This window comes from Mesorhizobium sp. M8A.F.Ca.ET.021.01.1.1 (assembly GCF_003998025.1).
Classification (GTDB): Bacteria; Pseudomonadota; Alphaproteobacteria; order Rhizobiales; family Rhizobiaceae; genus Mesorhizobium.
Genome location: NZ_RZSJ01000036.1, coordinates 1 through 20,367 on the forward strand (window position 1 = coordinate 1; position 20,367 = coordinate 20,367).

Sequence of the window (20,367 nt, forward strand, 5' to 3'; positions counted from 1 at the left end):
GCCATGGTTGATGCGGCGATCGAGAAAGGCGGCCAGTTTCGGCCGGCTTTCGATGTAGCTGCCCAGCCCCGCCGGCAGCGTGCCGCAGAACTCCTCGATGCGCGGGTGGAAATATTCGGTCACCTGCAGGACCGAACCGTCCTTGACGCCAACCTCCTTGCGCACCCGCCTGTCGCGGGTCGAGCGCGTTTTCAGATCGGCGACGCGGATCATGTCGTCGTAGCACATGGCATTGGCCAGATGCTTGGCGGCGGCGATGGACAGCGCATAAGCGTGGCCGGCGCTGTCCAGCGCAACGGCGTTGTCCAGCCGGTCGAGATAGTCGCGCCCATAGGCGATGTCCTGATAGTCGACGACCTTTCTCAGGCCGCGAAGCGCCATGTCGCGCACGGCTACGGGCATCAGGTCGATGCGGGCGGCCTGGGCATGCCATCCCCGCAGCAGATTTTGCGGGCCGCTCACACGCCCGGCACCCAAAGCGGATTCGACAATGGCTGGCTCCGCCGGTTTTGACGAAGGTGCTGCCGCCGTGCCGCGTGCGCGGTCGAAGGCCGCGCCGAAGGCGGCAAGGCTGGCCTTCACGCCCCGCCCGCCGGCACCAATCGCCTGTTCGTAGCTCTCGCGCGTGAACGGCAGTGCGTCGGAGCCGGCCAGCGCGCCAAGCAGGCTGGCCGAGATCATCGAGCCGTTGTCGGCGGCGATCTTTTCCATGTCGAAAGCGATGAAGCGCTTCGACGCGGCCTCAGCCGTCGCGTGGACCTTGGACGACGAGGCGCGGCCGTCGCCCGGTTCGATCTTTTCCGAGACGGCGGCGATGCGATGCGAGGAGGCGATCAGCGTCGTGCGGTTGGGGGTGACGAAGCCCCTGATGATGGCGCGGCCGGCCTCCATCAATTCGGCGGCGATCAGGATGTCGACATCGCCCTGCGAGGGTGACAGGGCGAAGACCGGCAGGCGGCCGGTGTCGCGGGCCATCTCGATATAATAGATGGTCGCGCCGGTGCGCTGGGCGACGCCGGCGACCGAAGTCGACTGTGCAACGTAACCATTGCGTTCGGCGACATCGGTGATCCAGTCGGCCAACACGCCGCCGCCCTGGCCGCCGACGGCCAGCACGGCGAGCTTGATCACCGGCTCATCGGCGGCACCGGATCTGGGGTGCAAGGAGGGGACGGGCTCAAGCATCGGCGAATATCAGGCGCCGGTTTTCGCGATGCCTCTGCAGGAAGCCGATCGTCGTGCGGCGCGCCGCTTCCAGGAACCGGTCCCAGCGGCTCGGGTTGTGCACGACATCGGCGCGATAGAAGGAAGGGCACAGCACCGCGGCGTCCGCCACCTCGCCGCAATTGCCGCAGCCGACGCAGTTCTGGTCGATCGACGCGACCGGATCGTCGCGCAGCGGGTCGTCAAGCGATTTCACCGACAGCGACGGACAGCCGGAAAGCCGCATGCAGGCATGGTCCCCGGTGCAGATGTCCTCGTCGACGCCGAACTTCGGTTTGACGACACGCTCGCCGCCCTTGATGGCCTTGTCGACCAGCGGCTTTTCGCGGCGCTGGCGATTGAGCATGCACTCCGACGAAGCGACGATGACTTTCGGGCCCTTCTCGTCCGTCGTCAGCGCCTCGCGCAACGTGTTCTGCATCTTGCCGACATCGTAGGTGCGGTCGACATGGCGCAGCCATTTCACGCCCATGCCTTTCACCGCCTCGGTGATCGGATGCTTGGTCGACTTGGTCTTGTTGCCCGCACGCGACGACAGGATGTCCTGCCCGCCAGTCGCGGCCGAGTAGAAATTATCGACGATGACGATGACGCCGTCATTCTTGTTGAACACCGCGTTGCCGATCGAGGAGGTCAGGCCGTTGTGCCAGAAGCCGCCGTCGCCGACGAAGGAGATCGAGCGGCGCTTGGCGTCGGGCGAATTGAACGCCGAGGCCGAGGCTGGCCCCAGCCCATAGCCCATCGTGGTGGCGCCGAGCTCGAAAGGCGGCATGATCGAAAACAGATGGCAGCCGATGTCGGAGGCGATGTGGTGCTTGCCGAGTTCCTGTTCGACCAGCTTGGTCGCGGCAAAGATCGGCCGTTCCGGGCAGCCGATGCAGAAGCCGGGCGGGCGGCCCGGCACGACGTTGATCAGGTCAGCCGTGTCGACGCCGTCGCCGACCTTGTTGGGCGCGCGCACCTCGCCCGGCAAAAGATGCGGCGCCTCGGCGCGCAGGAAGGCGCCGATACCATCAAGCATGACCTGGCCGGTATATTCGCCGGCCATCGGCAGATGTTCCTTGCCGACCAGGCGCGTGCCGCGCCCGGCCTTGTGCAGCATGGCGGCAAAGGCCTGTTCGATATAGTTGGGCTGGCCTTCCTCGACCATCAGCACCGCCTGCTTGCCCTCGCAGAAGGCGAGGAACTCGTCGTCGATCAGCGGATAGACGGCGTTGAGCACGTAGAGCGGGACATCCGTGTCGCCATAGGTGTCGGCAAGGCCAAGCCGCTGCAGCGCACGGATGACCGAATTGTACATGCCGCCCTGCATGACGATGCCGACCGAGCCGTGGTCCGAGCCGAAGAACTCGTTGATCCTGTTCTTGGTGATGAAGTCGACGGCCGCCGGCCAGCGCTTTGCCACCTTCTCCTTCTCGTGCAGAAAGGAGGCGGGCGGCAGCACGATGCGGCCGGTGTCGCGGCGCGGTGCGTCCAGCGCATCGGCGACAGTCATCGGCGGGCGCTTGTTGTCCTTGGCGATGAAATGGCCATGCACGTGGCAGCAGCGGATGCGCACCTGCAGCATGACCGGCGTGTTGGAGACTTCCGACAGCTCGAAACCATCCTCAACCGCCTTGACGATCGACGGCAGGTTCGGACGCGGGTCGAGCAGCCAGACCTGGCTCTTCATGGCGAAGGCATGGCTGCGCTCCTGCATGATCGAGGAGCCCTCGCCATAATCCTCGCCGACGATGATCAACGCGCCGCCGGTGACGCCGCCGGACGCGAGATTGGCCAACGCATCTGAAGCGACGTTGGTGCCGACGGTCGACTTGAAGGTCGCCGCGCCGCGGATCGGATAATGCACCGAAGCGGCGAGCATGGCGGTGGCGGTGGCTTCCGAGGCGCTGGCCTCGAAATGCACGCCGAGTTCGCCCAGAATGTCCTGCGCGTCGGCCAGCACATCCATCAGGTGGCTGATCGGCGCGCCCTGGTAGCCGCCGACATAGCCGACTCCGCATTGCAGCAGTGCCTTGGTGATGGCGAGGATGCCCTCGCCGGCGAATTCCTCGCCGGCGCCGAGCCTGAGCTTCTCGACTTCCTTGGCAAAAGACCGTTCGGCCATTTTTGGCCTCCTTCCGTTGCCGCCGGCATCGGCGGCGCGTACATCTAGATGTCGTGCTTGCGAATGTTCTTCAGCATCTTCTGCAGCGTCGCGATGAGGGCGGCATATTCGGCATCGTCGACATCGTCGAACATCGCCTCGAACGCGTCATGCATGGCGGGCCAGGCGCGGGTGAACTCGGCGCGACCTTCGTCGGTCAGGAACACGTGGCGGATCCGGCTGTCGCTCACGCCCTGCTCACGCCGCACGAACCCTTGCCCCTCCAGCGTGTCCAACGTGCGGCTCAAGGTCGACTGCTCGATCACCGTATAGACCGAGAGGTCGTTGACAGTGACGCCGTCGGTGACCGACAGCACGGCCAACGTGCGCACCTGCGAAATGGTCAGGCCCTGCTTGCGAAAATCGTCACGCAAGGTGGCGTTGTAGCGGCCCATGATGCGGTTCATCAGATAGGGCGCGAATTGCTGCAGGCCGATCTGGCCGAGGGTCGAAATGCGCTGACGTTTTTCGGCGACTTTCTGTTCCATCACAGCTTCCCCGCCAGCAGGAAACCGGAGCCGCCGCCGAGGCCAGCACCGGGATGGGTCGAGGCGCCGATATGATAGAGGCCCTTGATGCCGGTCTGGTGGTTGCGGCTGGTCTTGAACGGCCGCCACAGGAAGGCTTGGTCTATGGTCGAGGAACCGCCATAGGGGTCGCCGCCGACCAGGTTGATGTTCATCGCTTCGAGATCGGCCGGCGAATAGGCGCGGCGCGCGATCACGCTGTCCTTGAAGCCGTCGATATGGCTGGCGAGGACCGCTTCGGCGCGATCGGCATAGGCCTCGCGCAGGGCATCGGTCCATTGCCCGTCAGCGGGCGCCTGCAGCTTGCCGGCGGCGTCGCCCTTGATGTGGCGGGGCGCCTCGGGCAGTTGCAGCCACAGGATCGCCTTGCCTTCCGGGCAGCGTGACGGGTCGAGCGCATGCGGCTGGCCGACACAGATGGTCGGCACCTCGGGGAGCATGCCGCGCGCCGCCTCGTTGCAGGCTTTCGAGACACCATCCAGTCCGGGCGTCAGATGCAGCAGCGCCACCTTGTCCAGGCCTTCGCCGCGCCAGGACGGCGGCTTGTCGAGGGCGTAGTGGATCTGGAAATTGCCTTTGCCGTAGCGGTATTTCTTCGTCGCCTCGGCATCGGCTTTGGGAGCATCCGTGCCGAGCAGGCGGCCATAGAGCTGTGTCGGCGTAACCGAGCAGATAACGCTCTTCTTCGCGTGGACGGTCTCGCCCGAAGCCAGGCGCACGCCGGTGGCGCGGCCGCCGGCCAGGAGGATGGAGGCAACGTCCGCTTCGGTGGAGATGACGCCGCCGCGCTCCTTGATGAGCGCCTCGAAAGCAGACAGCAGGTTCTGCGCCCCGCCCTTGACGATCGGCGCGCCGGCCGCCTCCAGCGCGAAGGCGATCACCTTGGCGATCTGGCCGGAAAAGGCGTCTTCCGGGCCAAGCCCGGCATGCAGCACCCACGGCGCCCAGAGCGCGCGGACGGTCTCGGACTGGTAGCCGCTTTCCAGCCAGCCGCGCGCCGGCACCAGCGCATCGCCAAGGAAGGCGGCAAGACCACGCGGGCTCCGCCGCCAGGCGTCGCCCGCCAGCAGCTTCGCGGTCGGATAAGACCACAGACTGCCGCCGAGCAGGCCGAACAGCAGGCCGGCATTGCCTTCGATGCCGCCGACATCTTCCGCGTGGCGGTCACCGTCGCCGGCCGCGATCGCGTTGAGCGCGGCGATGTTGGCGGCGCGGTCGGTGCTGAGCACCGCATGGCTGCCGTCCGGGCGAAGCACGCCGGTCGGCGTGCCGGTATGGCAGAATTCCAGCCCGTGCCGGGCGAGGTCGGCGCCAAGTGCGGCGAAGGCCGGCGAGGTGATGAACAGCACGAAGGTCGTTGCCATCACATCGTGGATGAAGCCAGGCGCGGTGATCTCCTCGGTGCGCATGCAGCCGCCAATGCGGTCGTTGCGCTCCAGCACGAGCACCTTGGCGCCCTTGCCGCCAAGCATCGCCGCGCAAACCAGCGCGTTGATGCCGCTGCCGACAATGATGTGGTCGGGCGCTTTCATTGGGGGTTGCTCGTGGGCAGCGGGTAGGCTTGCCGGGTCAGCGCCCTACGGCGCCCCCCTCTGTCCTGCCGGACATCTCCCCCACAAGGGGGGAGATCGGATGTCATCCCGGCTTTCGCCAATTTTCTACGTCGCAAGAAGGGAGCCGTCGCGGAAGCTGCCGATCTCCCCCCAAGTGGGGGAGATGCCCGGCAGGGCAGAGGGGGGCGCCGTAGAGCGCTAACGCCGCCATCCTGCCTCCCTATCGCCTCACCAAGCTGCATGATCTTCTCCCGAAGACCCACCTCGCTCTATTTTCCAACCACCAGCGCCAGTGCGCGGATCGGACTGCCGGTGCCGTGCTCGATCTTGAGAGGTGCCGCGATCAGGATCGCGCCTTTCGGCGGCAACTGGTCGAGGTTGCAGAGGCTGGCCAGGCCGTAGCGGTTGGCCTTGTGCATCAGCGTGTGCGCCGGGAATGGCGGCTCCATGCCGCCCGCCTTGCCGGCATCGGTGCCTATCGTCTCCGAGCCCCAGCCCTTGATGTCCTTGCTGATCAGGAACTGGATGGCTTCGGCCGTCGGGCCGGGCGTGTGCGGGCCGGTCTCGTTGGCGTTAAGGAACTCGGCTTCCGAGCCGTTGCGCTTGTACCAGTCGGTGCGCATCACCACCCACTCGCCGGCGTTGATCGCGCCATGCTTGGCTTCCCATGCCTTGATGTGGTCGACGGTGAGCAGGAAATCATGGTCGGCGGCGGCCTCCTTCGAACAGTCGATGACATTGACCGGGCCGATAAAGTTCTGCGCCGGAATGGTGTCGGTGGCGCCGTCCGGATAATCCTTGCCGCTGATCCAATGCTGCGGGGCGTCGAAATGGGTGCCGGAATGCTCACCGAGCTTCAGCCAGTTCCACGCCCACCATGGGCCGTTCTTGTCGTAGCGGGAGATCGAGTGGATCTCGACCTTCGGCGTATCGACGGCAAGTTCCGGCGGCAGCTTGATCAGCGGTGTGTCCGGCCCGAGCGGCGCCGTCAGGTCGACCACCTTGATGGCGCCGGAAAGGAGTTGACCGGCGACTTCGCCGAGAAGTTTTTGGGTGTCCATGGTCTCTGTTCCCTCTTGTCTGACATGATCAAGGCTCGTCTCGGCCCTTAATATCCTACTAGACGAAAACATATGCATCTGCAATTATCTTTAAGCATAAAGGAAATGGGAACGGGGCGTGAGCGAGTTCGACGCCATCTTTGTCGGGGCGGGCCACAACAGTCTGGCATGCGCCGCGCATCTGGCGCTCAAGGGCTGGAAAACCGGGGTTTTCGAGCGCGGCGCAACGATCGGCGGCGCGGTGCAAACCCGCGAATTCACGCTTCCGGGCTTCCGTCATGATTTCGGCGCGATGAACCTGAGCCTGTTCGCCGGCTCCGCCTTCCACCGGAAATATGCAAATGAATTGAAAGCGCAGGGGCTGGAATTCGCGCCGGTCGCCGATTGTTTCGCCAGCGCCTTTCCGGATGGGCGCTGGTTCGGGGTCAGCAACGATCTGGAAAAGACCGCCAGCCGCGTTGCCGCCTTTTCAGCCGCCGATGCCGCGACATGGCGCAGGCTGGTAGCCGCCTTCCCGGCCGAAGCCGGGCATTTGTTCAAGCTGCTGGGATCGCCGATGAGCGCCCGGGCGCTTGCGGGCACCGCCTGGAACCTGTGGCGCAAGAAAGGTGTTTCCGGCGCGCTCGATACCGGCCGGCTGCTGTTGTCCTCGCCACGCGCCTGGCTGGAGGAGACTTTCGAGTCACCACATATCAGGGCGACTCTCGCCACCTGGGGCATGCATCTCGACTTCGCGCCCGACATCGCCGGCGGCGCCGTGTTTCCCTATCTGGAATCGATGGCCAACCAGAGTTTCGGCATGGTGCTGGGCAAGGGCGGCGCCGATACGATCATCCGGGCACTGGCCGGCATGGTGACATCAGCCGGTGGCAGGATCATTACCGGCGCCGATGTCGCCGAGATCACGGTTTCTGGCGGCAAGGCGACGGGCGTGCGGCTCGCTTCCGGCGAAACGCATACGGCGGCCAAGGCGGTCATTGCCGGTGTGGCGCCCAAGGCGCTGACCGACAAGCTGCTGCCTGGCGGTTCCGGCAACGCCGGCTTCGACACGGCGATGCAGAAATTCCGGCACGCGCCAGGCACGATGATGATCCACCTGGCGCTGGACGATCTGCCTGACTGGCGCGCCGGGGCAGAGTTGCGTCAGTTCGCCTATGTGCATCTGTCCCCCTCGCTCGACCAGATGTCGCGCACCTATCAGCAGGCGATGGCAGGCATGCTGCCGGACGAACCGGTGCTGGTCGTCGGCCAGCCGACCGCCATCGACCCATCGCGGGCGCCGCAGGGCAAGCATGTTCTGTGGATACAGGTGCGCATGCTGCCCGCCGAAATCGCGGGCGACGCCGCGGCCAAGATCGCGCCAGCACATTGGGACCAGGTCAAGGAAGCCTATGCCGAGCGCGTGCTCGACATTATCGAGACCTACGCGCCCGGCCTGCGCGCAAAGATCCTTGGCCGCGCGGTGTTCTCGCCGATCGATCTCGAGCGTGAGAACCCGAACCTCGTCGGCGGTGACCAGGTCTGCGGCAGCCACCATCTGGCGCAGAATTTCCTGTTCCGCCCGGCGCGCGGCTATGCCGGCTGGAACACGCCGGTCGCCAACCTGCATCTCACCGGCGCAGCGACATGGCCGGGCGCCGGCACCGGTGCCGCCTCGGGCTTCATGCTCGCGCAACAGCTTGGCGGGAGGTAGGCCAGACGATTTTATGGAGGCGACGAGAGGCAAGGCGCTGCTGCCGACGAAGCCCGAACCAATGAACTGAAGACGCTGCGCGAAGACAAATAAACCAACAAGGGGAACGACCATGACAATCAACAGACGCGAATTACTGGGATACAGTGCCGCGGCACTTGGCGTGGCCGCCGTCGGCCTGCCAAAGATTGCCCAGGCCGCCGGCGAACTGACCATCGCCTACAATGTCAACCTGCCGTCCTGGGATCCGACCACCGGACCGTCGGCCGTCAACCCGACCATCCAGGGCCTCTACCAATCGGTGTTCGACCAATTCATCCCGCAGAAGCCGGACCTGTCCTTCGCGCCTGGCCTGCTGACCGAATGGGGCTGGAACGACGACCGCACCAAGATCATGATGACGGTGCGCGAAGGCGTGAAATGGCATGACGGCTCGCCCTTCACACCGGAAGACGTCGTCTGGTCGCTGCAGCGTGCGGGCGACGAAAAGACCGGCAACCCGATCCAGTTCGTCTGGAAGAACGTCAACAATTTCAAGATCGACGGCAACAAGATCACTGGCGACGTCGTGCAGTTCGATCCAGTCTATTTCAAGTGGATGTCGTTCCTGACCGGCTACATCATGCCCAAGGCCTATTACGAGAAGGTCGGCGCCGAAGGCTTCGAGAAGGCGCCGATCGGCACCGGCCCCTACATGGTGGAAAAATTCGAGCGCAACGCTTTCCTGCGGCTGAAGGCCAATCCCGACTATTGGGGCGGCAAGCCGGCCTTTGAGAATGTGACGATCAAGTTCGTCACCGATGCGGCAAGCCGGGTGGCCGAGATCGAATCCGGTTCCTCGCAGGTGACGCTCGAAATCCCTTATGAGGAGTATGACCGGCTGATCGCCAAGGACGGGCTTGCCGGCTCGATCAAGAATGTTTCCGACATCGGCATGATCTTCTTCAACGACATCGAAGCGATGCTGGACAAGAACGTGCGCCAGGCAGCCGTCATGGCGGTGGACAAGGAGCTTCTGGTCAAGCGGCTGCTGCGCGGCTATGGCCAGCCGATCGCCACGCTCGAAACGCCGGAATACGCGGCCTTCGATGCCTCGATCAAGGTGGAGCACAATCCTGAGAAGGCCAAGGAACTGCTGGCCGCCTCAGGCTATTCGCCGGAAAAGCCGGTCAAGTTCACCATCCAGACGACCAAGGGCTTCAAGCCCAAGGACTATGAGATGATCCAGGCGATCGTCGGCATGTGGCGCAAGGTCGGCATCGAGGCGACGATCGAGGTCTATGAGATCGCCAAGCACTACGAGCTGCGCGCCGCCGACAAGCTCGCGCCCGCGGCCTTCTACAATTGGGGCAACGCCATTGGCGATCCGACCACCTCGACCGGCTTTGCCATGTATGGGCCGAGCCCGCATTCGGTCTGGGACAGCCAGGACCTGATCGACATGATCAACCCGCTGTGGGGAGAAAAAGACGAGGCCAAGCGCATCGCCGGCTGGAAGGCGGTCGACAAATACATCGCCGAGCAGGCTTATGTGCTGCCGCTGATGCAGTACGCGCAGCCGATCGTGCATGCCAAGGGCGTCAAAGTCGTCCAGCACATCTCAGGCGCGCTGCTGCCGGCCTTGATGACCCCGGCCTGATATCGGCCTGGAATTGCCGCGCGCCGTCGCCAATGACGGCGCGCATTTTCCATCGGGCATACGAGCCCACGGGCTCCTGCAAAGATTTACATGCTCCTGCAACGATTCCTGATTCGTCTGCTGACGATGTTGATCACGCTGTTCGGCGTGGCCGTCGTCGTCTTTGTCGTCATCCGCGTCGCGCCCGGCGATCCGATCGCCATGATGCTGCCGCCCGGCGCCACCAATGACGACATCGCCCGACTGCGCGCGCTGTACGGGCTCGACAAGACGATCGTACAGCAGTTCTTCATCTGGCTGTCCGGTGTCGCCAGGGGCGATTTCGGAACCTCGATCTCGCTGCGGCAAGACGTGCTCGGCCTCGTCTTCAACCGGCTGCCGGCCACGCTGGAACTTGCCATCGTCGCTCTCGTCATGGCGGTGGCGATCGGCGGCACGACGGCGATACTCGGCGCGCGCGAACGCGGCACGGCGGTCGAGGCCGGCATCGATATTGCGAGCGGCGCCGCCCTTTCCATCCCCGACTTCCTCTGGGGCCTGGTGCTGATCCTGCTGTTCGGCGTGCTGGTGCCGATCTTCGACATTTCGGGCCGCGTGTCGCCGCAACTCGACCTGCCCTTCGTGACGCAGTTCTATTTCTTCGAGAGCCTGCTGCGACTGCGCTTCGACCTGACCTGGGATCTCTTGAAGCACATGCTGATGCCGGCCGTGGCTTTGGCGCTGCCGCTGGCGGCGATCATCTCGCAGCTTCTCAAACAGTCGCTGAAGGAAGTGCTCGACCTCGACTATGTCGTGCTGGCACGGGTCAAGGGCTTTTCGGAAACGCAGGTCATCCTGCGCGAGGCGCTGAAGAACGCCGCGCTGCCGACGCTGACCCTGATCGGCGTGCAATTCACCTTCCTCATCGGCGGCACGGTCATCGTCGAGCGGCTGTTCTCCTATGAGGGGCTCGGCAACATGGCGATCGATGCCGTCATCAACCGCGACCTGCCGCTGATCCAGGGCATCGTGCTGGTGTTCGCGCTGCTGTTCGTGCTGATCAACCTCGTCGTCGACATGATGTATGCGCTGCTCAATCCGAGGCTTCGCCCTGGATGAGGCACGCATCTCGCGACGCGGACTGAGCCCGAGGCTGTGGCTTGCCGGCGGCTGGCTGCTGCTGGCACTGCTGGCCGCGATTTTCGCGCCGCTGGTGGCGCCGCAGGATCCGCTGGCGCAGGATTTGATGCTGGAGCGCCTGCCGCCGTTCTGGCTCGATGGCGCCGAGCCTGGCTATTGGCTTGGCACCGACAGCCTCGGCCGCGATCTGCTCTCGCGCCTGATTTTTGGTGGCCGCATCGCCTTCATCGTTGCTTTCGCGGCGGCCATCGCCGCCTGCCTCGTCGGCTCGGTGCTGGGACTGATCGCGGGCTATTTCGGCGGCTGGGCGGATCGCATCATCTCGCGCATCGTCGACATCTGGATGGCGTTCCCGCCGGTGCTTTTCGCCATTCTGCTGGTCGCCGTGCTCGGTACCGGCTTGAGCTCCGTCATTCTGGCTATCGCGATCATCGACTGGACGCGCTTCTGCCGGGTCATCCGCGCCGAAGCCATGGGCCAGTCGCGCATGGACTATGTCGAGAATGCCCGCATCGCCGGCTATGGCCGCATCGGCATCATGCTGCGCGAGGTGCTGCCCAACGTGGTGCCGTCGATCGTTGCGCTGCTGTCGCTGGAAATGGGCATCGCCGTCATCGTCGAGGCGATCCTGTCCTTCGTCAATCTGTCGATCTCGACCGACGACCCGACCTGGGGCGGCATCATCGCCGAAGGCCGGCTGTCGATCCATCAAGCCTGGTGGGTGCTGGTGTTTCCGCTGATCACGCTGATCCTCACTGTGCTGTCGTTCAGCCAGTTCGGCGAAGCACTGAAGACGCGTTTCGATCCGGTGCTGCGATGAGTGCCTGTCTCGATATCGCCAATCTGAGCGCGGTGCTGGCCAACGGCCAGCGCGTGCTGCGCTCTGTTTCGCTCACCGTGCAACCCGGCGAGGTGCGCGCGCTGGTCGGCGAAAGCGGCGCCGGCAAGACGATGATCGGCAAGGCGGTGCTGGGCGTCCTGCCGTCGAGCGTGCGCATCGTCGAAGGCGACATGAGGCTCGAGGGCGAAGACCTCGGCAAACTCCAGCCCAAGGCGCGGCGCACGCTGATCGGCGCACGCACGGCGCTGATCCCGCAGGACCCGCTGACCGCGCTCAACCCCTCGCGCCGCATCGGTCCGCAGATGACCGACCGGCTGGTGCGCATCCTGGGTTGGAGCGGCGACAAGGCGGACAAGCGTGTCAGGCAATTGCTGGACGAGGTACAGATCCGCGACCCGGACCGGGTGCTGAAGAGCTATCCGCACGAACTGTCCGGCGGCATGCGCCAACGCGTGCTGATTGCCGCCGCCTTTGCCGCCGAGCCACGGCTGATCGTCGCCGACGAGCCGACCACGGCGCTCGATGTCACCGTGCAGAAGCAGATCCTTCGGCTGATCGCCGCGTTGCAGCGCGAGCACGGCACCGCGATCCTGTTCGTCACCCATGATCTTGGCGTCGTCGCCAAGATCAGCCAGAAAGTGTCGGTGCTCTATGCCGGCAAGGTGGTGGAAGAGGCCGAGACCGCTGATCTCTTCGCGGCACCCCGGCATCCGTACACCCGGGCGCTGATGGCTGCGACGCCACGCTACACCGACCCCTTCGCCTCGCTGAAGCCGGTGGACGAGACGGTTCTGGCCGGACTTGCCGCCGAGATCGCGGCAGCCGACCAGGCATGGAGGCGCCCGCATGGCTGAGCCGCTGTTTTCCGTGCGCGGGCTGAAGGTCGCGCTGCCCGACATGACGCGCAAGCCGCTTATCGGCCGCGCGCCGCTGGTCGAGATCCTAAAAGGCCTGGATTTCGACCTGCCCAGCGGCTCGGTAACGGGCATCGTTGGCGAATCCGGGTCCGGCAAGTCGACACTTGGCCGTGCGTTGGTCCGGCTGCTGAAGCCGAGCGCCGGCAGCATCCGTTTCGAGGGCCGCGACATCACCCACCTGCCGGAAGCGGCACTGCGGCCGCTGCGCCGCGACCTGCAGATGATTTTTCAGGATCCGATGTCGTCGCTCAACCCGCGCCGCACCATTGCCAGCATCATTGCCGCGCCGCTGAAACAGAATGGGCTTGGCGACAATCTGAAATCCCGCGTCGCAGAGGCACTGCAACGCGTCGGCCTGCCGCAGAGCTTCGCCAGCCGCTACCGGCACCAGCTGTCGGGCGGCCAGCGCCAGCGCGTCGGCATTGCGCGCGCGCTGGCGCTGTCGCCGAAATTCTTGCTGGCCGACGAGATCGTCTCCGGGCTCGACGTCTCGACACAGGCGCAGATCCTGACCTTGCTGGAGAAGCTCGCGGCGGAGATGGGCCTGACGGTCGCCTTCATCAGCCACGACCTGTCGGTCATCCGGCGGCTCTGCCAACAGGTGATCGTCATGCGCGAGGGCAGCATCGTCGAGCAGAGCGCCACGGATGCGCTGTTCGACAATCCCAGGGAGACTTACACGCGAGACCTGCTTGCCGCCATTCCGCTTCCCGAGATCGACGCGGACTGGCTGCGGCCGCCCGCGAAGGCGCCGGCATAAGACTTTTCATCCCGCACGCCGAAGAGCGGGCCTCGGACGTGCATGGGGGCGAAATCAGCCCGCGAACGGAGGGTAACATGAACTACGCAACCCGCGGCACGATGCTCGCCGCGATCCTGCTCGGATCGATGGGAGCGGCGGCGGCGGATTCGATCCCCGGCATGCGCGGACACGACCATACCGGCATCACGGTTCCCGACATGAAGCAGGCGGTCGATTTCTTCACCGAAGTCGTGGGCTGCAAGAAGGCGATGTCGTTCGGACCGTTCGCCGACGACAAGGGCACCTTCATGCAGGACGTGCTGGGCGTCGATCCGAAGGCGGTCATCGAGCAGATCACCATGGTCCGGTGCGGTAGCGGATCGAACATCGAGCTGTTCAAATACACCGCGCCCGACCAGAAGGACCTGACACCGAAGAACAGCGACATTGGCGGCTTCCACATCGCCTTCTACGTCGACGACGTTGCCGCGGCGAAAGCCTATCTCGACGGCAAGGGCGTGAAGACACGGATGGGGCCGCTGCCGGTCAAGGAAGGGCCCGCCGCCGGCCAGACCATCCTCTATTTCCAGGCACCCTGGGGCTTGCAACTGGAAGCGATCAGCTATCCCAACGGCATGGCCTATGAGAAGGGTGCCGAGACCGTGCTGTGGAGCCCGAAGAACCCGGAGAAATGATCTCCCGCGGCGCGCTTGCAGGGACGTCACGCAAGCGCGCCACGCAATCCCCGCCTAATCATTTCGACATAAAACTTTAAGCTTGAAATATCTTACCTCCGGCGCGATACTGAGGCACAGCAAGCGAAGAGGAGATCGCACAGATGAAGGTTGCGGTTCTCGGCGGCGGACCAGCCGGCCTCTACTTTGCCATTTCGATGAAACTGAGGGACGCCGCGCACGACGTGACGGTGTTCGAGCGCAATCGCGCCGACGACACGTTCGGCTGGGGCGTCGTGCTGTCGGCCGAGACGCTCGATAATCTTGCTGAGAATGATCCCGTCAGCGCCGTCTGGATCAAGAAGCATTTCGCCTATTGGGACGACATCGCCGTCATCCATGACGGCGTGCGCACGGTCTCGTCGGGCCACGGCTTCTGCGGCATCGGCCGCAAGCGCCTGCTGGTGCTCTTGCAGCGGCGCGCGCGCGAACTCGGCGTCAAGCTGATGTTCGAAACCGACATCGCCGACCCCCGCCCCTATATGGAGACGCATGACCTGGTCGTCGCCGCCGACGGGCTGAACTCCAGGGCGCGCAATACCTTCGTCGACATTTTCAAGCCCGACATCGACACCCGCAAATGCAAGTTCGTCTGGCTTGGCACCAACCAGAAATTCGACGACGCCTTCACCTTCATCTTCGAAAAGACCGAGCATGGCTGGGTGTGGGCGCACGCCTACCAGTTCGACAGCGAGACCGCGACCTTCATTGTCGAATGCAGCGAACAGACCTGGGCCGCCTTCGGCTTCGGCGCGATGTCGCAGCAGGAGTCCATCGCGGTCTGCGAGCGCATCTTCGCCAAACATCTTGGCGGCCATGCGCTGATGACCAACGCCAACCACATCAGGGGCTCGGCCTGGATCAATTTCCCGCGCGTGCTGTGCGAGCGCTGGTCCTACAAGAATCTGGCGCTGATGGGCGACGCCGCGGCCTCGGCGCATTTCTCGATCGGCTCCGGCACCAAACTCGCCCTGGAAAGCGCGGTGGCGCTGGCCGACTATGTCGAGACCGAACCGGACCTCGAGGCCGCGTTCCGCAAATATGAGGACGCTCGCCGCACCGAGGTGCTGAAGCTGCAATCGGCGGCGCGCAATTCTCTGGAATGGTTCGAGGAGGTCGAGCGCTATCTCGGTCTCGATCCAGTGCAGTTCAACTATTCGCTCTTGACCCGTTCGCAACGCATCAGCCACGAGAATTTGCGGCTGCGCGATGCCGAATGGCTGGGCGGCGCAGAAGAGTGGTTTCAGCGCCAGGCTGGTGCCGGCGGCAACAGGCTGCGCCGGGCGCCGATGTTCGCCCCCTTCAAGCTGCGCGACATGGTTCTCAACAACCGCGTCGTCGTTTCGCCGATGGCGCAGTACAAGGCCGTCGACGGCTGCCCAACCGATTGGCATTTCACCCATTATGCCGAGCGCGCCAAGGGCGGCGCCGGGCTTGTCTATATCGAGATGACCTGCGTCAGCCCGGAAGGGCGGATCACGCCTGGCTGCCCCGGCTTCTACGCGCCCGAACATGAGGTGGCGTGGAGGCGGCTGGTCGATTTCGTCCATACCGAAACCGAAGCGAAGATCTGCGCCCAGATCGGCCATTCCGGCGCCAAGGGTTCGACCCGTGTCGGCTGGGAAGGCACTGACGTGCCGCTGGACTCGGGTAACTGGCCTGTCATGGCGGCATCGGCCGTCGCGTGGTCGCCGCAGAATCAGGTGCCGAAGGCGATGGATCGCGCCGACATGGATTTGGTGCGCGACCAGTTCGTGGCCTCCGCCAAAATGGCCGATCGCTGCGGCTTCGACATGCTGGAGATCCATGCGGCGCACGGCTATCTCCTGTCGTCGTTCATCACGCCGGTCACCAACGGGCGCACTGACGCCTATGGCGGTTCGCTGGAAAACCGCATGCGCTATCCCCTCGAGATCTTCCGTGCGGTGCGCGCCGCCTGGCCGACGGGAAAACCGATCTCGGTCCGCATTTCGGCCAATGACTGGGTCGGGATCGAAGGCGTGACGCCGGCCGACGCCGTCGAGATCGCGCGCATGCTGCATGAGGCGGGCGTCGACATATGCGACGTCTCGGCCGGCCAGACCTCGATTGCTGCCAAGCCGGTCTATGGCCGCATGTTCCAGACGCCGTTTTCGGACCGCATCCGCAACGAGGTCGGCATGGCGACGATGGCGGTCGGCAACATCTACGAACCGGATCATGTCAATTCGATCCTGATGGCCGGCCGCGCCGATCTGGTGGCGCTGGCACGGCCGCATCTCGCGGATCCCTACTGGACGCTGCATGCGGCGGTGACGCTCGGCGACCGTGGCGTTAAATGGCCGGATCCCTATCTGCCCGGACGCGACCAAATCTACCGGCTGGCTGAGCGCGAAGCGGCGGCGGGGCTGAAAGTATGACAGCGGCGGCCACGATTCCCGGCAAGCACGCGCTGGTCACCGGCGGCGGATCCGGCGTCGGCCGGGCCATCGCGCTGGCGTTAGCCGAGGCTGGTGTCGACGTGACCATATGTGGGCGTCGCGAAGCTGAACTCGCGAAGGTTGCCAGCGAAAACGACCGCATCCATGGCATTGCCGCCGACGTCACCAATGAGGCGGCGATGGCCGCGCTCTACACACAGGCCGAGGCCGCGCGCGGACCGTTCGACATCGTCGTCGCCAATGCCGGCATGGCCGGCAGCACGCCGGCGCACAAGACGACGCTTGCCGACTGGCAGCGGACGCTCGACGTCAATTTGACCGGAGCCTTCCTGACGGTGAAGCCGGCGCTGGCCGGCATGGCCGCGCGCAAGGCAGGCCGCATCGTCTTCATCGCCTCGACCGCCGGTCTGAAAGGCTACGCCTATGTCGCGCCCTATGTAGCGGCCAAGCATGGCGTCGTCGGTCTGATGCGGGCGCTTGCCGCCGAGACGGCGAAATCCGGCGTCACCGTCAATGCGGTGTGTCCTGGCTTCGTCGAGACCGACATGCTGGAGGAGTCCATCCAGCGCATCGTCGAAAAGACCGGACGCTCGGCTGACGAGGCACGGGCGAGCCTGGCCTCGACCAATCCGCAGGGCCGTTTCATCCAGCCTCAGGAAGTAGCCGCCGCCGTGCTCTGGCTGTGCGGCAATGCTGCGGCGTCGATCACCGGACAGGCGATTTCGATCTCGGGAGGTGAAACATGGTAGCCGGCCCCCTGCCCGTGCCATCGGGACCCGGCAAGGACCGGCTGCGTCTTTGGATCAGGCTGCTGCGCGCCTCGCGCACGATCGAGGCCGAGTTGCGCGAGCGGCTGAAGAAGGAATTCGATACGACGCTGCCGCGCTTCGACGTCATGGCAGCACTCTACCGGGCGCCGGAAGGCATGCTGATGAGCGACCTCTCGCGCTTCCTGCTGGTCTCCAACGGCAATGTCACCGGCATCGTCGACCGTCTGGTTTCCGAAGGACTGGTGGCGCGTGCACGCCGCAATGGCGACCGCCGCACCTCGATGGTGCGGTTGACCGAGGAGGGCACCAAGTCCTTTGCCACCATCGCCGCCGCGCATGAGGGCTGGATCGGTGAATTGCTGGGCAAGGTCAGCGAGGAGGATGCCCGCCGGCTGACCGGCATGCTGACCTCGTTCCGCAGCAACTGGGAGGGACGCGAATGACTGCAATGGCCGGCCGCAAGCCGAAGCATTTCCTGTGGGAGGTCGAGGGCCGGATCGCCAAGGTCCGGCTCGACCGGCCTGAGCGCAAGAACCCGCTGACCTTCGACAGCTATGCCGAGTTGCGCGACACGTTCCGCGATCTTGTCTATGCCGACGATGTCGACGCCGTGGTGTTCCTGTCCAATGGCGGCAATTTCTGCTCCGGCGGCGATGTCCACGACATCATCGGTCCGCTGGTCAAGATGGACATGAAGCAGCTCCTCGCCTTCACCCGCATGACCGGCGATTTCGTCAAGGCGATGCTGAATTGCGGCAAGCCGATCATCGCGGCGGTTGACGGTGTCGCGGTCGGCGCCGGCGCCATCATCGCCATGAGTTCCGACATCCGCATCGCCACGCCGGAGGCCAAGACCGCCTTCCTGTTCACACGCGTGGGCTTGGCCGGCTGCGACATGGGCGCCTGCGCGATCCTGCCGCGCATCATCGGCCAGGGCCGCGCCGCCGAACTGCTCTACACCGGCCGAACCATGACGGCGGCGGAAGGCGAGCGCTGGGGCTTCTACAACAGGCTGGTCGATGCGGCGGCTCTCGAGGCCGATGCGCTGGAGATGGCGGCCCGCATCGTCTCGGGCCCGACCTTCGCCCACGGCATCACCAAGACGCAGCTCAACCAGGAATGGTCGATGGGCCTCGACCAGGCGATCGAGGCGGAAGCGCAGGCGCAGGCGATCTGCATGCAGACCCGCGATTTCGAGCGGGCGTATCGGGCTTTTGTGGCCAAGGAAAAGCCGGTGTTCGAGGGGAATTGAGGATGTTTTCTTCGCCAGAGAAGGACATGCCGGCGGGACAGAGGGGGGCGCCGTAGAGCGCAAACCTCGCAGAGCTGCGGAGGCAGACATGCCTGACCGCTCTTTCCTCAACTGGCCGTTCTTCGAAGACCGCCATCGCGAGCTCGCAGAGCAGCTCGACGCCTGGTGCGCAAAGAACGTCCCCGTCGATCATCACGACATCGATGCTGCCTGCCGCGAGTTGGTGGCCATGCTTGGGCGCGACGGCTGGCTGATGCCGACAGCTGTCGACACGGACAATCCCGGCCCGCTCGACGTGCGTTCCTTGTGCATCACGCGCGAGACGCTGGCGCGCCATGACGGGCTGGCCGATTTCGCTTTCGCCATGCAGGGGCTCGGCACTGGTGCGCTTAGCCTGTTCGGCACGCCGGAACAGCGGCAATGGCTGGCTAAGACGCGCGCCGGCAAGGCGATCTCCGCCTTCGCCCTGTCGGAACCGCGCTCCGGATCCGATGTCGCCAACACGGAAATGACGGCGACCCGCCATGGCGACAGCTATGTTCTCACCGGCGAAAAAACCTGGATTTCGAATGGTGGCATCGCCGATCTCTATGTCGTCTTTGCCCGCACTGGCGAAGCGCCGGGCGCCAAGGGCCTCTCGGCCTTCATCGTGCCGGGCGATGCCAAGGGCCTCGACATTGCCGAGCGGCTGGAAGTGATTGCGCCGCATCCGCTGGCGCGTTTGTCGTTCGACGAGGTTCGTGTTCCCACCTCGGCGCTGATCGGCAGGCCGGGCGACGGCTTTCGCATCGCCATGTCGGTGCTCGACGTGTTCCGCTCGACGGTCGGTGCGGCAGCGCTCGGCTTTGCCCGCCGGGCGCTCGATGAAAGCATCAACAGAGTGGCCGAGCGCAAGCTGTTCGGCGCGCCGATGGCCGAGTTGCAGATGGTGCAGGGCCATATCGCCGACATGGCCCTCGACGTCGATGCGGCGGCGCTGCTGGTCTACCGCGCCGCCTGGACCAAGGACATGGGCGCCGCCCGCGTCACCCGAGAGGCGGCGATGGCCAAGCTGTTCGCCACAGACAAGGCGCAGGAGGTGATCGACAAAGCGGTGCAACTGCATGGCGGCGACGGTGTCCGCAAAGGCCACATCGTCGAGAGCCTGTATCGCGAAATCCGCGCGCTGCGCATCTATGAGGGCGCTTCGGACGTGCAGAAGGTGGTGATCGCGCGGCAAGTGATGGGCGCGGCCTGAACGGGTCGTGACCACGGACTGAATTGTTTTCGACACGGATATTGCGGACCCGATATTGGATAGCGGAGAGACGACATGCACGAGATCCTGCAGCCGGAAGGCTGGGCAAAACCCGTCGGCTACGCCAACGGCGTGGCGGCGCGCGGCAAGCTCGTCTTCGTCGGCGGCCAGGTCGGCTGGAACGGGCAATGCCAGTTCGAGACCGACGATTTCGCCGGCCAGGTGCGGCAGACCCTCCAGAACATCGTCGCGGTGCTGGCCGAGGCCGGCGCGGAGCCACGGCACATCACCTCGATGACCTGGTATTTCACCGACAAGGCCGAATATCTCGGCAATCTCAAGGGGATTGGCGAGGCCTATCGCGAAGTGATCGGCCGGCATTTTCCGGCAATGGCCGCCATGCAGGTGGTGGCGCTGGTGGAGGACCGCGCCAAGGTGGAGATCCAGGCCACCGCCGTTATTCCGGAATAACCGCCATCGCTTCGTCATCCT

At 64.9% G+C, this 20,367-nt stretch carries 18 protein-coding genes; 13 read left to right on the plus strand and 5 right to left on the minus strand.

The window, feature by feature from the left end; translation table 11 throughout:
• The 5 genes from EOA36_RS05570 to EOA36_RS05595 form a co-directional block, all read right to left on the minus strand.
• Positions 1 to 1,185, minus strand: a 1,185-nt coding sequence (locus EOA36_RS05570; protein ID WP_127275951.1) for an indolepyruvate oxidoreductase subunit beta family protein, incomplete at its 3' end; no start/stop codon positions are given.
• On the minus strand, positions 1,178 to 3,331 hold the full coding sequence (locus EOA36_RS05575) for an indolepyruvate ferredoxin oxidoreductase subunit alpha (RefSeq protein WP_127275952.1): 2,154 nt from the start codon (positions 3,329 to 3,331) through the stop codon (positions 1,178 to 1,180). The genes EOA36_RS05570 and EOA36_RS05575, both read right to left, overlap by 8 nt.
• Positions 3,332 to 3,375: 44 nt before the next feature.
• The gene (locus EOA36_RS05580) at positions 3,376 to 3,858 is read right to left on the minus strand and encodes a MarR family transcriptional regulator (protein ID WP_127275953.1); all 483 of its coding nucleotides are present in this window, start codon (positions 3,856 to 3,858) and stop codon (positions 3,376 to 3,378) included.
• Positions 3,858 to 5,429: an NAD(P)/FAD-dependent oxidoreductase gene (locus EOA36_RS05585; protein ID WP_127275954.1), complete on the minus strand. Its 1,572-nt coding sequence runs from the start codon at positions 5,427 to 5,429 to the stop codon at positions 3,858 to 3,860. The genes EOA36_RS05580 and EOA36_RS05585 overlap by 1 nt, the downstream gene beginning before the upstream one ends.
• Positions 5,430 to 5,719: 290 nt before the next feature.
• Positions 5,720 to 6,511: a cyclase family protein gene (locus EOA36_RS05595; RefSeq protein WP_127275955.1), complete on the minus strand. Its 792-nt coding sequence runs from the start codon at positions 6,509 to 6,511 to the stop codon at positions 5,720 to 5,722.
• 118 nt (positions 6,512 to 6,629) lie between these two features.
• Here EOA36_RS05595 and EOA36_RS05600 point away from each other — a divergent pair, with 118 nt between their 5' ends.
• The 13 genes from EOA36_RS05600 to EOA36_RS05660 all read left to right on the plus strand — a co-directional run bounded on the left by EOA36_RS05600 (position 6,630) and on the right by EOA36_RS05660 (position 20,346).
• A complete protein-coding gene (locus tag EOA36_RS05600; protein WP_127275956.1) occupies positions 6,630 to 8,204 on the plus strand; it encodes an NAD(P)/FAD-dependent oxidoreductase in 1,575 nt (524 codons plus the stop codon).
• Positions 8,205 to 8,316: 112 nt separating this feature from the next.
• Positions 8,317 to 9,843, plus strand: a complete 1,527-nt coding sequence (locus EOA36_RS05605; RefSeq protein ID WP_127275957.1) for an ABC transporter substrate-binding protein — start codon at positions 8,317 to 8,319, stop codon at positions 9,841 to 9,843.
• 90 nt (positions 9,844 to 9,933) lie between these two features.
• On the plus strand, positions 9,934 to 10,941 hold the full coding sequence (locus EOA36_RS05610) for an ABC transporter permease (protein WP_127275958.1): 1,008 nt from the start codon (positions 9,934 to 9,936) through the stop codon (positions 10,939 to 10,941).
• Positions 10,934 to 11,782 (plus strand): ABC transporter permease, encoded by an 849-nt coding sequence (locus tag EOA36_RS05615; RefSeq protein WP_127275969.1) that lies wholly within the window; start codon positions 10,934 to 10,936, stop codon positions 11,780 to 11,782. The genes EOA36_RS05610 and EOA36_RS05615 overlap by 8 nt, the downstream gene beginning before the upstream one ends.
• Positions 11,779 to 12,657 carry an ABC transporter ATP-binding protein gene (locus tag EOA36_RS05620; protein WP_127275959.1) on the plus strand — a complete coding sequence of 293 codons (879 nt, stop codon included), beginning with the start codon at positions 11,779 to 11,781 and terminating at the stop codon, positions 12,655 to 12,657. The genes EOA36_RS05615 and EOA36_RS05620 overlap by 4 nt, the downstream gene beginning before the upstream one ends.
• On the plus strand, positions 12,650 to 13,480 hold the full coding sequence (locus EOA36_RS05625; RefSeq protein ID WP_127275960.1) for an ATP-binding cassette domain-containing protein: 831 nt from the start codon (positions 12,650 to 12,652) through the stop codon (positions 13,478 to 13,480). Before EOA36_RS05620 ends, EOA36_RS05625 begins: the two co-directional genes overlap by 8 nt.
• A gap of 77 nt (positions 13,481 to 13,557) precedes the next feature.
• Entirely contained in the window at positions 13,558 to 14,157 is a 600-nt protein-coding gene (locus tag EOA36_RS05630) for a VOC family protein (protein ID WP_127275961.1), read from the plus strand.
• Between the two features lie 143 nt (positions 14,158 to 14,300).
• Positions 14,301 to 16,595 (plus strand): bifunctional salicylyl-CoA 5-hydroxylase/oxidoreductase, encoded by a 2,295-nt coding sequence (locus EOA36_RS05635; RefSeq protein WP_127275962.1) that lies wholly within the window; start codon positions 14,301 to 14,303, stop codon positions 16,593 to 16,595.
• Positions 16,592 to 17,365, plus strand: a complete 774-nt coding sequence (locus EOA36_RS05640) for an SDR family NAD(P)-dependent oxidoreductase (protein ID WP_127275963.1) — start codon at positions 16,592 to 16,594, stop codon at positions 17,363 to 17,365. Before EOA36_RS05635 ends, EOA36_RS05640 begins: the two co-directional genes overlap by 4 nt.
• Positions 17,359 to 17,829 (plus strand): MarR family transcriptional regulator, encoded by a 471-nt coding sequence (locus tag EOA36_RS05645; RefSeq protein WP_127275964.1) that lies wholly within the window; start codon positions 17,359 to 17,361, stop codon positions 17,827 to 17,829. Before EOA36_RS05640 ends, EOA36_RS05645 begins: the two co-directional genes overlap by 7 nt.
• Positions 17,826 to 18,638, plus strand: coding sequence for an enoyl-CoA hydratase family protein (locus tag EOA36_RS05650; protein ID WP_127275965.1), 813 nt, complete (start codon positions 17,826 to 17,828; stop codon positions 18,636 to 18,638). Before EOA36_RS05645 ends, EOA36_RS05650 begins: the two co-directional genes overlap by 4 nt.
• Positions 18,639 to 18,726: 88 nt before the next feature.
• The gene (locus EOA36_RS05655) at positions 18,727 to 19,875 is read left to right on the plus strand and encodes an acyl-CoA dehydrogenase family protein (protein ID WP_127275966.1); all 1,149 of its coding nucleotides are present in this window, start codon (positions 18,727 to 18,729) and stop codon (positions 19,873 to 19,875) included.
• 75 nt (positions 19,876 to 19,950) lie between these two features.
• Positions 19,951 to 20,346 carry a RidA family protein gene (locus tag EOA36_RS05660; RefSeq protein WP_127275967.1) on the plus strand — a complete coding sequence of 132 codons (396 nt, stop codon included), beginning with the start codon at positions 19,951 to 19,953 and terminating at the stop codon, positions 20,344 to 20,346.
• Positions 20,347 to 20,367 lie beyond the last annotated feature (21 nt).

Excerpts from the sequence above, each read along its gene's own strand:
- EOA36_RS05625 (WP_127275960.1), top strand. The coding sequence starts at position 12,650 with ATGGCTGAGCCGCTGTTTTCCGTGCGCGGGCTGAAGGTCGCGCTGCCC.
- EOA36_RS05575 (WP_127275952.1), bottom strand. The coding sequence starts at position 3,331 with ATGGCCGAACGGTCTTTTGCCAAGGAAGTCGAGAAGCTCAGGCTCGGC.
- EOA36_RS05645 (WP_127275964.1), top strand. The coding sequence starts at position 17,359 with ATGGTAGCCGGCCCCCTGCCCGTGCCATCGGGACCCGGCAAGGACCGG.
- EOA36_RS05635 (WP_127275962.1), top strand. The coding sequence starts at position 14,301 with ATGAAGGTTGCGGTTCTCGGCGGCGGACCAGCCGGCCTCTACTTTGCC.
- EOA36_RS05595 (WP_127275955.1), bottom strand. The coding sequence starts at position 6,511 with ATGGACACCCAAAAACTTCTCGGCGAAGTCGCCGGTCAACTCCTTTCC.
- EOA36_RS05580 (WP_127275953.1), bottom strand. The coding sequence starts at position 3,858 with ATGGAACAGAAAGTCGCCGAAAAACGTCAGCGCATTTCGACCCTCGGC.
- EOA36_RS05660 (WP_127275967.1), top strand. The coding sequence starts at position 19,951 with ATGCACGAGATCCTGCAGCCGGAAGGCTGGGCAAAACCCGTCGGCTAC.
- EOA36_RS05585 (WP_127275954.1), bottom strand. The coding sequence starts at position 5,429 with ATGAAAGCGCCCGACCACATCATTGTCGGCAGCGGCATCAACGCGCTG.
- EOA36_RS05610 (WP_127275958.1), top strand. The coding sequence starts at position 9,934 with ATGCTCCTGCAACGATTCCTGATTCGTCTGCTGACGATGTTGATCACG.
- EOA36_RS05605 (WP_127275957.1), top strand. The coding sequence starts at position 8,317 with ATGACAATCAACAGACGCGAATTACTGGGATACAGTGCCGCGGCACTT.
- EOA36_RS05620 (WP_127275959.1), top strand. The coding sequence starts at position 11,779 with ATGAGTGCCTGTCTCGATATCGCCAATCTGAGCGCGGTGCTGGCCAAC.
- EOA36_RS05630 (WP_127275961.1), top strand. The coding sequence starts at position 13,558 with ATGAACTACGCAACCCGCGGCACGATGCTCGCCGCGATCCTGCTCGGA.
- EOA36_RS05640 (WP_127275963.1), top strand. The coding sequence starts at position 16,592 with ATGACAGCGGCGGCCACGATTCCCGGCAAGCACGCGCTGGTCACCGGC.
- EOA36_RS05655 (WP_127275966.1), top strand. The coding sequence starts at position 18,727 with ATGCCTGACCGCTCTTTCCTCAACTGGCCGTTCTTCGAAGACCGCCAT.
- EOA36_RS05650 (WP_127275965.1), top strand. The coding sequence starts at position 17,826 with ATGACTGCAATGGCCGGCCGCAAGCCGAAGCATTTCCTGTGGGAGGTC.